Genomic DNA, 15707 nt, shown 5'->3' with positions numbered 1-15707 from the left:
GTGTCTCCCGGTATTTCTTTCCTATATCTTTAATTGTAAGTGCTCATCAGAGTTATCGCTTGTCATTGATTCTCTCTTCATGACTCGTTGAGCACTGCTTCATATAACTGCATACTTTGCTGGGACATGACGGTAAGGGCAAAGGCTTCTTCCATATATTGTCGCCCCTGTTTTCCCATCGTTTCTCTTAACGATTTATCTTGCAACAGACGCGAGACTTTGTCATATAATGCCTTAGAGTTTCCTGGTTGTACTAAAAAGCCACTATACCCATCTTTGACGGCCTCTGGGATACCGCCAACAGCAGAGGCCACTATCGGTACACCGCAGGCGCTCGCTTGAAGAAGTGCTACCCCCATGCCTTCTGCTAAAGCAGGATGAACAACCATATCCAGTTGTGGAATGATCTGCTCGATACCCGCCACAAACCCGGTGAAGGTCACATGCTGGCTTACCCCTTTTTCTTCGCAGTATGCTTTCAGTGCAGCTTCCTCTGGTCCTTTGCCAAAAAATAAAAAATGCGCATCTGGTGTATCTTGAACGAGGCGTTCCACGACATCAATCAGAAATTTGTGTCCTTTTCGCTCAATGAGCTGTGCAATCACCCCAACTGTAACCGCAGACTCCGGCACGTTAAATCGCGTAAATACACCAGACTCCTTTTCTTTGGGAACAAAAGCGGCTGTATCTACAGCATCCCGGATTGTGACCATACAGGATTGTGGCACTTGCTCACTTAGCAGCACATCCCGGATCCCATCTGAAATGGTGATCACTTTATCGTACCAACCATACTTTCGCTTCGCGAGCCAGACAGGCTCTGGATTATCCACACGACGCGTTAGGATCACTTTGCATTTGGCAATGTTCGCAGCCAGAGCGCCCCATATATCTGCACCACGCCGAGAGTGGATCTGAATCAAATCCACCTTTTCTTCCTGAACGATTTTCGCCAACCGAAAAGCCAGTCCAATATCCAAATCGCCACCCATTTTACATTCAATCACTTTGACGCCAAGCGCCTGCGCTGGGTTGACGATCTCACTGCCAATTGGACAAATAAGAATATTCTCAATTTTTCCTGGATATTCTTCCTGTAAGGACTGCAATAAATACAATACCTGTTGTGGCCCACCAAATAATGTTCTTCCTGCTTCGACATGGATAACTTTCATTGCGTTGCCTTCTGCTGTTGAACGTCTTGAAGCACTTGAAGAACTTCTTCTGGTTTGATTTCTCTTAAGCAATCGAAACGACCGTCACAGGTTGGTCGCCGATGACAAGGTGAACATTCATACCGATGATAAATCACCGTCGCATTATCCTGCATTGTATTGAGATAGGGTCTTGTTGAGCCAAACAATGCAACCGTTGGAGTTCGCCTTGCAATACTCATATGAGTTAACCCCGTATCCACACCAATGACGCCTTTTGCTTGATCCAGCAATGCGACCGCTTCTAACAATCGAGTCTTACCCGCAAAATTCATGAGCGCACCTTCACTTTGTTCACACAAAAGTGCAGCATTACTCTGATCACCAGGGCCGCCAAGAACCAGAATGGGCAAACCGTCGTTTTCGGCCAATTGCTTCGCAAGGGATAGCCAATAGTCATCAAACCAGTGTTTTTGAGGGCGAGTGGTATATGGACATATAACGTAATAGTCGCCTTGGATCCCAGCTTCACTTAAATAGTGTTGCACTTGTTGGTGAGTCTTTGATGAAAACGGCAAAGACATGCGATACCAGTCTGGTTTTGCACCAAGATGTTCCGCCAACTGTCGATATTCACTGCTGATATGAGGGTGATCCCGATCGATTGTCAGCGTTTCTGTGACCAATCGGTTACTACCTTCTCGCGAATCGAGTCCAATCCGTCGTTTGGCACCAGACAACTTTGCCCAAATCGCACTTTTAATGAGTCCTTGAGTATCTAACGCCAAGTCGAATTTTTTCGCTCGAAGCATGCGAACGAACTCACGCACAACGCGAAATAATTCGCGGTATTTTTTTTCTTTAAAAAGTTGCTTCCACTGCGCTTTTGGCCAGAGGATCACTTCATCCAATGCATCGTTTTCTTTTAAAAGATCAGCAGCCATTGGTTCAACCAACCAAGTCAGTGACGCATCCGGATATGCCTTTTTTAGCGAAGGTATGAGCCCTGAGGCCATTACGACATCCCCAATCGCACTTAAGCGAATGATCAGGATTTTTTTGGGTGAAGTAGGCTGAGTTTGAATCACAGTCATGAATTCGTTATATCTTAGAAAGATGTCTCTTCATCATTGAGAATTGCAAGAAAAAGGCTCTCAATTTTATCGATCATGAAGGACATTTGGAAATATTTTAAAAACAGCGTCCGGTTTCTTGCTCCCAACCGCGTCAAGCTTTCCTGATTTAAGGTAATTTGTTCAATCTTATCCGCACAATCCAGTGGGTCCCCAACCTTGTATAGCCAACCATTTCTGTCATGCACAACAAACTCATTATTTTGTTGGATCTCAGAACTTAAGATTGGTATCCCTTGCACTGTGGATTCAATCATGGAAAGGCTGATATTGTTCTGTTCTGCTGGATTAATCACCACATCAAGCGTGGCCATCCACATTTCAGGAGAAGTCACATGTCCCGCAAAATAAACCACATCTTCCAACCCCATATCTGCAACTTGTTGACGAATATGGGTTCCATAATCAGACTCATGATCCCCCAGGAATAAAACCTGGATACGGGCGCGAACATCACCGGAGATTTGTGAAATCGCTTCAAGTAGTGTTTCATGACCACTTTGAGGTTCAAATCGTGTAAATACGCCAAAAATCAGTTTGTCCTGAACATGAATGTAAGACAATAACTCCGATTTAAGCTGCTGTTTTTCTTCTTCAGTAAATTGTCTGTCAGCGAGGCCATGATATACATGATGCACATCCCAGGCATCAAATCCGCTTTCAATCAGATGATCTTCAATATGTTCAGACAGCGCAATCAACGGCAGTTTCTTTGGCGTATATTTTTTAGATGAGAGACTATGTACAGTTGCGATAACAGGTACTTTCGCTAATAGTGCCGCAAGGCGCACATCACGAATAATACACGACTTTTTCGGGAGAATATGAATATGGATCAGATCCACTTTTTCCTGCAGCAACAAACGCTTCACAACCATGACATTATGAAGAGAAAAGTATCGTTTTAAAGGGAGTTCACAGGTTTCGATCCCTTGCTCCTGACACTCAGCCATTAACCAACTTTGTCCCTGGCCTGCAAAAATGAGATCATGGCCACGATGCTGCAATTGCTGGATCAACTCCAACACATGCCGCTCGGCACCACCACAATATTCACTTTGTAGGACCTGTAAGATCCGCATTATCCGCCTCCACTCTTCATTCCGGCCAATATTCTATCGAGTTCACAGGCGATAAGAAAGTTAAACAAAGCGATGGTTCCATTCTTCTTCACTTTCTAACGAATTTAACCATGACAGCTACCCGCCTTCCACGTAGAATAAGCGCACCGTTAACTTTTGGTGAATTCAACGCACGTGTTTCGAATTTTTTACAACCTGCTGCTTCATCTCCTGCTGCCATTCATTCTCTTTCGATTCTGGTGGCGAGGCAGAAAGCAACCCGCTTATGCACAACGCCTCCAAGAGCGGCTTGGCAGTTCGAAACCTCCAAAACAACAAGGTGGCGTCTTATTCCACTGTGTATCTGTAGGCGAAACTATCGCTGCAATTCAGCTGATTCAACGCGTTCAAGCAGAATTTCCGACACTACCGATTACCATTACCAGCACAACCCCGACGGGGTCTGAACAAGTTCTCAAAACTTTCGGTGATAGTGTGCATCATTGCTATATGCCATTGGATTTCAATTGGGCTCTAGAAAAACTGTTTTCCCAAATTCGACCACAAAAGCTGGTCATTATGGAAACCGAGCTTTGGCCTAATCTCATTTATAAAGCACGAGAATATTGCTGTGACATCATTATCGCCAATGCCAGGTTGTCTGAGCGCTCTGCAAAAGGGTATCAAAAAATATCAGGGGCAATGCGCGACCTATTCACAACGATCGATCACTTAAGCGTCGTACACTGTGATGATGCCAAGCGATTTAATCAACTGGGGGCAGCAAAGCACAAAATCGAAGTCACAGGGAATATTAAGTTCGATATCAACATCGATCAGGCGATTCAGGAAAAAGTCACTGCGTTAAAAAATGAATGGCCAAAGGACTGTGTCACTTGGATTGCGGGCAGCACCCATGAGGGAGAAGAGTCTATGATTCTGGAAAGCTATGCCAAGCTCAAGCAAACCTTCCCACAACTCAAGCTGATCCTCGCCCCCCGCCATCCTGATCGCTGTCAAAGTGTCGAGAAAATAATCCAATCCCACGGGCTGAGTTATCAAACCCGAAGTAGCGTTCAGCCGATGTCCGCTGATCACGATTTATTTCTGCTGGATACACTCGGAGAGCTCAAAGTATTCTACGGTATTTCAGATATTGCTTTTATCGGCGGAAGTTTGATTGAAAGAGGTGGTCATAACCCACTTGAAGCAGCGGTGTATGGATTACCCATTCTCTCTGGCCAACATGTTTTCAACTTTTCCTACGTCTATGACATGATGGAGAAGCAACAAGCCGTTGCACTTGTGGAAGACACTGACGTACTCTCAGAAACAATCGCAAAATGGCTGAATTCGCCTGAAAAACGCTCAGATATTGGAGAGAAAGCACTCAAAGTGGTGAAAGAAAACCATGGTTCCAGCGAGAAACTATTTCGCCGGATCACCCAAGGTTATCAATCTTGACTTCAACTATTGTGAATTCGATTTAGCCCTGACGTTCTTGTTCGGGCTGAATGTCTGCTGAATTTGTTTTTAATGCATCTGCTTCAACTGCATCGTTATCTGTTAAATCCACTTCATTTGCAAGCGCTGCAAAGCGTTTTTCGAACTCTTGAATACGTGCTTTTGCCTCAATCGTCACATAAGGTTTAAACAACAAAAGAACCTTTTGGACACCTTGATAAATGGTCGCTTGATTAATCGTTGCATGCGGATCTTGCGTTCGGATATAGCTCACCCAAAATGTGACTGTTAGCTTGATCGTATGTGCAAAGTCTAAAATGTCCTCTTCATCAATCTGTATAATCTTCGCGCGCTTTAACCCTTGAATGAGGGACACGACTCGCTCAAGCAGTCGCAACTGGAATTCCTGATAGTTTTTCTGAAGGACTTCATCCCTTGACAAAAGATCAGGAAGGTTTGCGTAGAAGAAATGGAACTTCCACATCAGTTCGAAAACAGAATCCAGATATTGGGCAACACTTTCTATTGGATCTTCATTTCTTGGTGGCTGAACAACATGTTGTTCAAGGTGATGTGTATATTCTTCGAATATATTGCGAATGATATCTTCTTTATTACGAAAGTGATAATACAAGTTCCCAGGGCTAATCCCTAGATGTGCTGCAATATGGTTCGTGGTGACATGACGCTCACCCTGCGCATTAAACAACTCGATACTGGCTTTAATGATCCGATCTCTGGTCCGCATAAATAAATCTTTTACCTACTGCCCTTACTGACATGCCCGACTGATCCAACACCCTTTGATGTTGAACCATCCCAAAGGTTTCTATCTTAACCCGACTATCGATCAGAATAAACCACCACATTCATCCACATGAAGAGAGAGCTGTATATCCTTACTTCACACTTTTATACTGAAAAATAATGTGAAGAATAAATTTCAAACAAAATACAAACCTTTAGTACGATTAAAAAGCAGACAGATCAAGAGTGAACTATAATTCGGATGATAGCGACGGCACACCTGCTGAACCACAGTTGTGTCCAAGCTCTGATGGATATGCAGGAGTCCGCCTATGGGTTGTTTATTTCGAAAACTTGCGACTTTTTTGGTATTTTTCAGCTTTATACTGTCACCCCTCCGTGCTATCTGCGAAGAACAACCCAAAAAAGGGGCACCTTCAGACACACAGAGCAAAGCCATTTCACTATTCACCTTTAATCAGATCCTGAGACAAGTTGATAATTATTACGTTGATGAAGTGAATGTTGAAAAACTACTATTCGTCGCTGTGCAAGCAATGTTTAAAGAGCTAGACATGCATTCTGCCTACCTGGATCATAGCCAGCTTGAAAATATATTTGGCCTCGCCAATGGCCAATACAGCGGACTTGGTATCGAGGTCGAACAACGTGAAGAAGGTATTTTTATCACTGAAACACTCAAACGTTCACCCGCAGAAGCTGCTGGGCTGCTGACAGGGGATAAAATTATAAAAATCGATGAACACGATATTACTGGCAAAAATGTGGATGAAGTCGCTTATATTGCACGTGGTCAATCCGGTGAAAAAGTCCTCATCACCGTGCAGCGAAAAAACATCCCCAGCCCGATGGAGTACATGATCACAAGAGCTGTGATTGATATCGAAAGTATTGAAGCCAAGCTCCTTCCCAATGATATCGCGTATACCAAGATCCATTCATTTCAGAAACAAACCGCACAAGAGCTAAAAGTCGCGATTCAGGCATTGATGAAACAAAACCCAAAGCTGGTTGGGTTAATATTAGACTTACGGGATAATCCAGGGGGTATATTGGATAGTGCCGTTGAAGTGACAGATTTATTCTTAAATGAAGGGACCATTGTATCGACACGAGGGCGATTTTTTCATGCAAATAATGAATATGTTGCGACAACTGGAGATATGATGAATGGCCGCCCAATTGTCGTCTTGATTAATGAAGGGTCAGCATCTGCTGCTGAAATCGTTGCTGGTGCTTTACAATCTCACCGTCGCGCAACAATCGCTGGCTCCAATTCTTATGGAAAAGGCTCTGTACAATCTCTTATCCCGTTATCAGAAGGGAATACAGCCATCAAATTAACCACAGCCATATACTATACACCCGATGGAGTCTCCATTGATGGTGAAGGTATTTCCCCTGATATCACTTTAGCCAAAGAGGATATTCCGAGTCTTCAATACGCTGATTTACTTCAAACAGCATCTGAAAATCCCAATATTCAACGCCAGGATACAATGTTGCTTTATGCAGAGCGCCTATTAATCCAACCCGTGAATGATAAACGGCAGGACTGAGAAAGAAGATTTCGTAAATCAACTACCTCAGTCCTCAGGGATCATGTAAACTTCCAAAAGGGTCCATTGAAGGACCGTTCAACATACTCCCAAATGGATACAACAAGCGATTAATTTTTCAGGGCTATTTTGTGCGTTATCTATTCTTAGGTTGGTTGCTGCTATGCTGCAACTGTGTTTCTGCTGCAGGCCGCCTTGCGATTGTCATTGACGATCTGGGCTATAATCAGCTTGATTTAGCAGCCGTCCAACTCCCAGGGCAGTTTACCTACGCAGTATTACCGCATACTCCTTATGGTAAAAAGTGTGCAGATCTCGCAGATCATCTGCAAAAAGATGTCATGTTACATATTCCAATGGAAGCCCTGTCTGGCAAAGCACTTGGACCGGGTGCTCTCACGATTGATATGGAAAAGGATGCAATTCAGCAAACACTTCAAAAAGCCCTCGAAGAAATTCCTTCTGCAAAAGGGATCAACAATCATATGGGGAGTTTACTCACTCAGCTTCAATATCCCATGCATTGGACGATGGATTTTCTCCAGCAAAAGTCTCTGTTCTTTCTCGATAGCCGTACTTCCAGACATTCACTTGCAGAAGAATACGCGATCAACGCCGGTGTTCCTGCATTCCATCGGCATATTTTTATCGATCATTTTGTGAATGAGCCATTCATGGAGCAACAGCTCAAAAAGTTGATCCGCATTGCCAAGCGCCATGACTTTGCGATTGGGATTGCCCACCCATATCCAGAAACCATTGCTTTCTTTCAAAAAAACAAAGACCGATTCGAAGAAGAAGGGGTAAAACTTGTACCCATTTCAAGCCTTGTTCCAACAGTGACACTGCGTATTGCGGCGCTCAACAAGAAAAAAGAACCCAAAGGGTAACGTTATTCAAATGTCTGCGGGGATCAAACCCCGCCTAAGCTTCCTCACAATCAAAAGCAACTCGACTATCATCAGGAGCCTGTTCTCGCTCAAACATCCCATAGTCCCGCATGACATGGGCTACGCGTAAGCGGTACTGGGCAAAGACCTCTTCTCTGCCTTTTTGTTGTCCTGCCCTGTGACTCTGCTTGTTTCGCCAATTTTGAATAGCGGCTTCACTTTCCCAGCTTGATAGAGATAACATCTTATTGGGCGAAGTAAGGCTACGGAATCGTTCGATTGAAATAAATCCTTCAATGTGGGATAGCTCTGCCTTTAATGCTTGAGCGATTTCAAGGTATTCATCTGACTTCCCTTCTTCCACTTCAAGCTCAAATATAACGACAAATGTGCCATTTGGCCTAGCGGTTTGCTGGTTGTGTTGATTGAACATCACCATTATCTCAATTGATACTTTGTTTTCATATCTAGAATAAACTTCTGCCTTGAGCTTCTCGCCACTTCATGGGGTGCAAACTGCGCACTAGATTGATCCAAAAGATCGACACCTGATTGAAGTAAGTCGCGCTCGTGAGGCGCAAGAGAACTCGCTTCACCTTCTTGCGTAACCGATTTAATGAGGTGAATCGTATACTCTTTTCTCGCAATATCTTTCGGTAAACCAGAGACTGTACACAGCCCATATATCCCATCGAGAAAGTGTGTCCACTCACGCTCTAGATGCGTGGATAAATCCGTCACGAATTGAATATCTGACATTGGGATCAGTTGCTGCGCTAATCGCTGTAACTCTGCCTGATATTCATCAAAGAAATATTGCTTTACATCAAATGACGGTTGCGCCGCTAACCCAAGCCAAAACGCATACCCCTGGCTGTAAAAGTCAATCGATTCAGATACTGCGTGTTCCCCAAAAAATGATTGGCACTGAATGCTTTGTTGTATTTGATATGAAGCAAGTGGCATCCGCTTTTCAGCTTGTAGACTTGTCAACAGATCCCGTTCAACACCTGTCACTGCCAGCAGCTTATCCGTTGTGATGAAATGTGTATTTAAATATTGTAAGAGCATGATCATTTACCTTTCTTCTGTCATTACTGCTGCATGTGAACTGAATAGATTGATACCCTCAAGTTTCTTACGCCAATGAGCCGTGAGCCTCATGAGATATGGAAGGACAAACATAGAAACGATTAAATTCGTAAGCATTCCAAAGATTGTGACATAAGCGATGCCACGGTAGGCAATCGCACTTTCCGTATTGGATAAAATAAGCGGTAGAACACCAAAAATACTCGTGAGTGTTGTCATGATAATCGGGTTGGCACGCTCATTCAGCGCTTTTTCAATTGCGAGCAACGGCGGGGTGTGTATCGCAATGAATCGACTATAAGCGTCAATCAACAATATCCCATTATTGACGATTAAACCAAAAAGAATAATAAAACCAATTCCGGTCAACAGATCAAGACTTTGAAAAGTCAGCAGGTCTGCCACAGAAATCCCAATCATCCCCCCAACCAAAGACAATGTCATACAAACCGATAACCAAACAACATATATCAACCGTTTTAAAACCAAATAAATCGCAATCAGAAGTGCTAAAAATATGACAAAAAAGTAGAACGACATTTTTTGTGATAACACCGCCATACGGCTGCCACTTCCTGAGATCGAATAGGCCAGAGTAGCATATTTTTTGTCAGAAAGGATCGGTGCAATTGCATCCTGAACTTGTGAGATTGACGACTCTAGACTGACGCCACTTGGTAGGCGAATATCCATCAAATGAGTTCGACGCCCATCCACACGTCTCATCGCTGAGAATCCCTTTTGGCTTTGCAAGGTTGCGACATCCCGCAGATTGTGTGCCATTTTCCCCTTAATGAGTAAAGGCTGTGAAAGCAGTTGCTCTGACTCATCCCAGTCAAAAGCTTGCAAATAAAGACCAATATTATCGCTATCCGTAAACAAGTCTCGAATGTACAGTCCACTCGACATCGCTTTGAGGAGGTCACTAAATGCTTCTCGTGAAACACCAATATTCGCAAGACGATCAACGTCATAATCAAAAGCCCACTCTTGCGTCTTGGCTATTTGCGGTGTATGTGAAACAGACACACCATCCAGCGCTTCTTCAACTCGTATTTCCAAGTCTTGGAGTAGCGCAACCATATCCAATCCAGATTGGCTTTCCACTTCCAATTGTAATGTTGGTGATAAGCCAAAGTTTGAGAATACAGGCCGAACAAAACCTGCGACCCGTTTGAGGCCGAACGCTGACTTCAGCTTCTCTGTAAGGGCCTGTTTTACGAGATGCTTTTGATTTGAGTGGACAGGCCTTGAAATGATCACGGTTTTATTTTTTCGGATAAAGACGAGATAATTCCGGATCCCCAGCTCCGCCTGATATTGCCGAAAGAAACTGGTCACCTGTGCTGTTTGCTCCCGTTGCGCAACCGACAAGCTTTTGTATTGTGTGGGGATCACCGTGATGATCTGGTCGTAGTTCACTGAAGGTAAGTAGTCTTGCTCTATCTTCACGAAATACAGATAGCTCAACATTCCAATGACCACACACAGGGAGATGTTTCGCTGCCATGTTTTTTGGTGGATCATGCTCGGGAGAACAATCGGTTTCAGTGTACGATCTCGGTTCAATGTTGAGAAAATCATTTTTGTGATCACGGGGGTAAGTGTCAGTGAAATCAGATACGAACCAAACAACCCAACAACCATCACAACGCTTAAATCAAAAAAGATTTTTGACTCAATCTCATGAAGAAGAAAAACCGGGATAAAACAGCCAATCGTCGTCAGTGTTGAAATCAATAAAGAACGGTTCACTTGCCCAACCACCAAAACAGCTTTGTCATCAAATCCTTTTGGATCATCTTTGAGGCCATTCAACTTTGTATAGACAATTATCGCAGTATCAACGACCATCCCGGTGAGTAAAACCATGCCCGCAATCGACAGCAAATTCAAAGATCCTTGGGCAACATAAAGTCCGATAGCTGAAAGTAAAATCGACATGGGAATCGAGATTGCAATCACAAGAGTCGCAAAGTGATCCCGCATGAAGAACCAGATCACCCCAGTGGCAATCAACATCCCAAGTGCCAAACTCAACACAACACTCCAAAGCGCCTCTTTTACAAACTTACTCGTGTCCAGAGACACAGAGACAGCCAGGTCAATCCCATTAGCAAGCAATTCTGCGTTGATTGACTTTAACTTCTTCTCTGTATTTTTCTGAAGTTGCAATACATTAGAATGAGGCATCCGCTCAATCACGATGAGTAAAGTTGGATCGCCGTTGTGCAACATAGACACGGATTGGAATGGAAATGTAATTTCTGCATAACCCACATCACTCAGTCGAACAATCTGGTTTTTATTAATGGCAATCACACTATGACTCAGAAGGTCAATATCGATAAATGATCCTGCCACCAAAGAGATATCAACGCCATCAGATACCGCTCGACTCCCAACAACATACCCGAGATCTTTCATCGTGCTGCGTAGCATGTTCAATGAAACCCCATATGCTCTTAGTTTGTGTGGATCAAAACGGATCGATAACCGCTTTTCTGGAACATTGACCAAATAGGCTCGTGCAACCCCTTGGACCCCACGCAATGCAGGTAAAATGTTTTCTTCGACATGCTTGATATTTTGCGGCGTCATCACTGCACGACCATTTGAGCTTTTGACAATCAATGACAATGCAACCGCATTATTGAGCTGCCCATTGCCAGAATTATCTAGCGAGATTTTGGGGGGATTGGCTTCTTTGGGGTGGGTATTCAGCCCGTTAAGTTGATTCACAGTTTCAAAAAATATCTGCTCTTTTTGTGCCCCATAACGTAGGAATAGTTTGGTAATCGCTTGCCCTTGGGTGATCGTAGACTCAACTTTTTCAATACCAGAAATATCTTTCAGGGCCTGCTCTTGCTGAGAAATGATCTGACTTTCGATCTCCTGAATTGAAGCATTCATCCATACATTTTGAATATGAATGATCGGCATGGTCACAAAAGGAAGTAATCCACTGGAGACCCGCCCAATCGCAAGCGCACCCAGTAAGATCAAGACAATATAACTGCCAAGAACCCATCGTTTATTCTCTAAACTCCATTTCACCAGATGCATAGATATTCCATTATTGTTTGCCTGTTCTAGGGTCTTCTGACAGTGCGACTTGTGTCAGTGGTGTATTCCTCGAATAAACGATCGCTTCTTGAGTGCCATAGCGAATGACCTCAACCTCATACCTGTGCTTATCGGCACCTTCAACAAAGAGTTTTCCCGCTCTTTTTTGGATGAAATGATTCGGCACTGCAAAAAGTGACGGACTACTTAAGCGCATCGTGACATCCACCTTTTGCCCTGAGAACTGATATTGATTTACTTCAATATTCATCTGAAAAAAGTTTTCACCGCTCGTTGGCGGTAGGATCACTCCTTCGGGCAGCTTGCTTCCCGTTTTCTGATCAATCAATGAAACTTGGGAACCAAGCCCTTGAATATATTCCAGATAATGCATTGGAATTGCCACATTCAATAAAAATCTATCGTTTCTTTGCAGAAAAATAAGCGGATCACCAAGTGTCAACCACTCTCCGATATCACTCATTTTATTGATCACAATGCCTGAATAGGGGGCTTTTATTTCTAGTTCTTCGATACGATAATCAATTTCCTGCAATGTATTTTCTAGCTTGAGGATCTGGCTTTGATGAACATCAATTTCCAGTGCGTTTTCCAGTAAGGTCTCTTCTGGTATCGACTTTTGAGAGAGTAACTTCTGGTAGCGCTGTCCCATCAGTTGATGGAACTTCAAGCGGGCTTTCTTTTCAGCAATCTGGTGGATCACTTCATTTCTTTGAAAATTCAGGCTTGGGTTTTCCATCCGGCCAATGACTTCTCCAGCTTTCACCATCGCACCAGCATCTGCAATAAAAACAACCTGACCTTCTGACATCACACTGATCTTCGAGCTGTTTTCACTTTGGACTTCTCCAAGGAAACTGCCCACCTCAATCTGATTTAATGCACGAATGGTTACTGTGTCTGCTGCATTGACCTGGCTGAAACCCAACAAAAGAACAAAATGATACCTCCATTTCATTCGTTACATCCCCTCTTTCGCTTGGTCATTCAATGACTCATCTTGCGGGCTTTGTTCGCCAGAAAATAAGCCAAGTACGCCATAAATCGTTGCCATCAACATGAGCCCAAGAGATATCAGGATCAACGGTTTTGAAGACATCAACAGCCCGATGAGGTATCCCCCAGCAACCGATCCAATCGGAATACATAAAATGACCATCGTTCTTGTTATCGAAACAACAATACCTAATTTATCCTTCGGAACCAACTTTTGGCGCAATGTAAAATAGCTCACAATCGTGATTGCATTACAAAAAGTAATCAGCGCCCAAAACAATGCTGTTTGCAAATAGTGGGAAGAAAAATAGAGCCCTAAGCATAAACACATAGACAATGCTGTACTCAGCATAATGGTTTGATATTCTGCAAGGCGCTTTAATATCAGCTTCGAGACAAAGCTGCCACAAAATGCACCAATCCCGATCAGGCTGTAAACCAAACCAATTTGAGCTTCCGCTAGCTGATATTCAGATTTTAAGACAAAGATAAAATTTGAAAAAAATAAGCTAATGGCAATATTCACCAAAATGAAGACACAACATGCACGCCGGATCAGTGGAATAGAAAATGCAATCCTCATCCCCTCGATGCTCTTTTGCTGAATATTATCAAACCGAATAAAGTCCGAAATCTTTATCACGGATATCTGCGGCGGTTGTCTTGAAATCAATTGAATGATGATGGCAGACAGTAAAAAAGAAAGCCCATTGACTAAAATCGCTATCTCTGCGGAGACAAAAGCGATGACAATTGCACTTAATGGCGGACCCAGAATCAGTACCATATTGTCGATCATACGAAACCGCGCAATCGCCGAAGTATATTGCTCATCCGGGACAATTTCAGGAATGATTGATTGGTGCGATGAATAGTAAAAAGCGGAAGCCGTGGAAAGAAAAAATGCAAAGAACATCATCATCACTGGGTTATGGGCCCCAATGGACAACATCGTAAATAACAATAGCAGCACCACCGCAGAGAAAGCATCCCCTAAGACCAGTACTTTCTTTTTATCAAACGTATCGGCAGCAATGCCACCAATGATGGTAAAGAGAATACTGGGAATGTACGTCACCCCATAAGTCAGCGCCATGTAAAACGCCGACCCCGTGTACTGGTATATCAATAGCGGAAGAGCCAGCTTATAAAGCCAGTCTCCGACCAACGATACAGCATAGGCAACGGATAATTGGTTGAAGTTTCGATTCACTTAACTGACCCGCTCATTTGTGTGACTACACATCGGACAGTGTTCACTTCTTTTCCAGGTTTCGATGACTCGGCTTTCGAAGTTCTTGAAATCGATTTGAGTCAGCTTATTCCCAAAACTTGGCTCCGCAATGCCTGTTAATACCTTCACGGCTTCTGTCAGCATCGCACCTGTCACAACAGACACGAGAGGCGCAAAAGCTGGTGATGAATAAGGTGTTTCAAAGGTTTGGTGCGTCTCGTGTTTGTGGCCATGGATCACTTCGTTGATCTCATTGGACACATTTGCCTGATTTCTCCAGCAAGAAATGCAACCTGTCTTTCCTGGCGTCACGCTGTAAATCAAACCTCGATTAATATTTAATCCGCCAGAGATAAATGTGACATTCCGGTTGATGCACGCCTGATTCATCCACATCGGCATCTTCATCCTTGGTTTATCTGCAACACCAATGACGACATCACAACCTTCGATAAATCGCTCAATATCTTCGTGTGATTCAAATTTCTGCCTGGAAATCCTTGTATTCATCCCCGGGTAAAATTGCTTGATACGCATCTCTGCTGTCGGGGCTTTTTCTTTTCCTACATCTTCCTGGCGATAAAGGATCTGACGGTTTAAATTTGATTGCTCAATCATATCAAAATCAGCCGCAACAACGTTTTTCACACCCATCGCTGCAAGCCCCAGCAGTATGTTCGATCCTAATCCACCGAGTCCAAGTAAGCCGACTGTCGCGTTTCTGAGCTTATCCTGCACTTCATATTTATTCTCTGACATGGGAATCAAAGAACCATAAAAGTCAAAATTTCGGCACCATCGCTCATCCACCTCTGGCTCAATCGTGTCGCTTCTATGTAGATTGAATTGATTATCTTCAAGCAGGCGAAGCTCATCCAGTTGTTGGATTGCATCTGTCACCGCCTGACTTTCCAACTCAGGGAATGCAGCCAGCATTCGCGAAATGATGGTCTCTACGCGACTTTGACCATCCATACAATCACACAAAGACTTCAAAAAATCTGCGTTTTCATCATTCAATAGAGAATCTTCGCCATGCGTGAGCACAACACTATCGTGCAGTTTAGTGAATTCTACGGACGGCTTTAATCTGGGGAGGCAATTTTCGGAAAACATTCAATTATCCTTTTGGCTTAAAAATAAAACGCCCCAATGAATTGGGGCGTATTGAGGATTAACCTACGTCTTGTTCACCAGCTGTGCTGACTTTAACTTTTTTAAAGTTCATAGCATGTCTCCTTCGTTGATATGAAACAACTAGTGCATTCG

General features: G+C 43.5%; 13 protein-coding genes. 3 read left to right on the top strand and 10 right to left on the bottom strand.

Going from position 1 to position 15707, the window contains the following annotated elements; translation table 11 throughout:
* Positions 1-77: 77 nt before the first annotated feature.
* Genes C505_RS0117090 through C505_RS0117080 form a run of 3 tightly spaced genes read right to left on the bottom strand, consistent with a single transcriptional unit; the run spans position 78 to position 3369 of the window.
* Entirely contained in the window at positions 78-1175 is a 1098-nt protein-coding gene (locus C505_RS0117090; protein WP_018693852.1) for a glycosyltransferase family 4 protein, read from the bottom strand.
* The gene (locus C505_RS0117085) at positions 1172-2248 is read right to left on the bottom strand and encodes a glycosyltransferase family 9 protein (protein ID WP_018693851.1); all 1077 of its coding nucleotides are present in this window, start codon (positions 2246-2248) and stop codon (positions 1172-1174) included. The genes C505_RS0117090 and C505_RS0117085 overlap by 4 nt, the downstream gene beginning before the upstream one ends.
* 14 nt (positions 2249-2262) lie before the next feature.
* Positions 2263-3369 carry a glycosyltransferase family 4 protein gene (locus C505_RS0117080; RefSeq protein WP_018693850.1) on the bottom strand — a complete coding sequence of 369 codons (1107 nt, stop codon included), beginning with the start codon at positions 3367-3369 and terminating at the stop codon, positions 2263-2265.
* A gap of 174 nt (positions 3370-3543) precedes the next feature.
* On the opposite strand from C505_RS0117080, the gene waaA reads away from it, so the two are divergent.
* Positions 3544-4812, top strand: a complete 1269-nt coding sequence (gene waaA / locus C505_RS0117075) for a lipid IV(A) 3-deoxy-D-manno-octulosonic acid transferase (RefSeq protein ID WP_018693849.1) — start codon at positions 3544-3546, stop codon at positions 4810-4812.
* Positions 4813-4834: 22 nt separating this feature from the next.
* Here waaA and C505_RS0117070 read toward each other — a convergent pair whose 3' ends face one another.
* Positions 4835-5560, bottom strand: coding sequence for a TetR/AcrR family transcriptional regulator (locus C505_RS0117070; RefSeq protein ID WP_018693848.1), 726 nt, complete (start codon positions 5558-5560; stop codon positions 4835-4837).
* 331 nt (positions 5561-5891) lie between these two features.
* On the opposite strand from C505_RS0117070, the gene C505_RS22785 reads away from it, so the two are divergent.
* Both C505_RS22785 and C505_RS0117060 read left to right on the top strand, forming a co-directional pair.
* Positions 5892-7139, top strand: coding sequence for a S41 family peptidase (locus C505_RS22785; RefSeq protein WP_018693847.1), 1248 nt, complete (start codon positions 5892-5894; stop codon positions 7137-7139).
* Positions 7140-7270: 131 nt separating this feature from the next.
* Positions 7271-8029 (top strand): divergent polysaccharide deacetylase family protein, encoded by a 759-nt coding sequence (locus C505_RS0117060; RefSeq protein ID WP_018693846.1) that lies wholly within the window; start codon positions 7271-7273, stop codon positions 8027-8029.
* A gap of 34 nt (positions 8030-8063) precedes the next feature.
* Here the strand turns inward: C505_RS0117060 and C505_RS0117055 are convergent, their stop codons facing one another.
* Genes C505_RS0117055 through C505_RS0117030 form a run of 6 tightly spaced genes read right to left on the bottom strand, consistent with a single transcriptional unit; the run spans position 8064 to position 15554 of the window.
* The gene (locus tag C505_RS0117055) at positions 8064-8462 is read right to left on the bottom strand and encodes an antibiotic biosynthesis monooxygenase family protein (protein WP_157369158.1); all 399 of its coding nucleotides are present in this window, start codon (positions 8460-8462) and stop codon (positions 8064-8066) included.
* 5 nt (positions 8463-8467) lie between these two features.
* Entirely contained in the window at positions 8468-9100 is a 633-nt protein-coding gene (locus tag C505_RS0117050; protein WP_157369156.1) for a DUF6058 family natural product biosynthesis protein, read from the bottom strand.
* 6 nt (positions 9101-9106) lie between these two features.
* Positions 9107-12187, bottom strand: coding sequence for an efflux RND transporter permease subunit (locus C505_RS0117045; protein WP_018693843.1), 3081 nt, complete (start codon positions 12185-12187; stop codon positions 9107-9109).
* A 10-nt stretch (positions 12188-12197) separates the two neighbouring features.
* Entirely contained in the window at positions 12198-13166 is a 969-nt protein-coding gene (locus tag C505_RS0117040; protein WP_018693842.1) for an efflux RND transporter periplasmic adaptor subunit, read from the bottom strand.
* A gap of 3 nt (positions 13167-13169) precedes the next feature.
* Positions 13170-14417 (bottom strand): MFS transporter, encoded by a 1248-nt coding sequence (locus tag C505_RS0117035; RefSeq protein WP_018693841.1) that lies wholly within the window; start codon positions 14415-14417, stop codon positions 13170-13172.
* Entirely contained in the window at positions 14418-15554 is a 1137-nt protein-coding gene (locus C505_RS0117030) for a HesA/MoeB/ThiF family protein (RefSeq protein ID WP_018693840.1), read from the bottom strand.
* Positions 15555-15707: the final 153 nt, after the last annotated feature.

It is taken from the genome of Algicola sagamiensis DSM 14643, from assembly GCF_000374485.1.
Taxonomy (GTDB): Bacteria; Pseudomonadota; Gammaproteobacteria; order Enterobacterales; family Alteromonadaceae; genus Algicola; species Algicola sagamiensis.
This window is presented reverse-complemented; position numbering and strand designations above follow the sequence as displayed.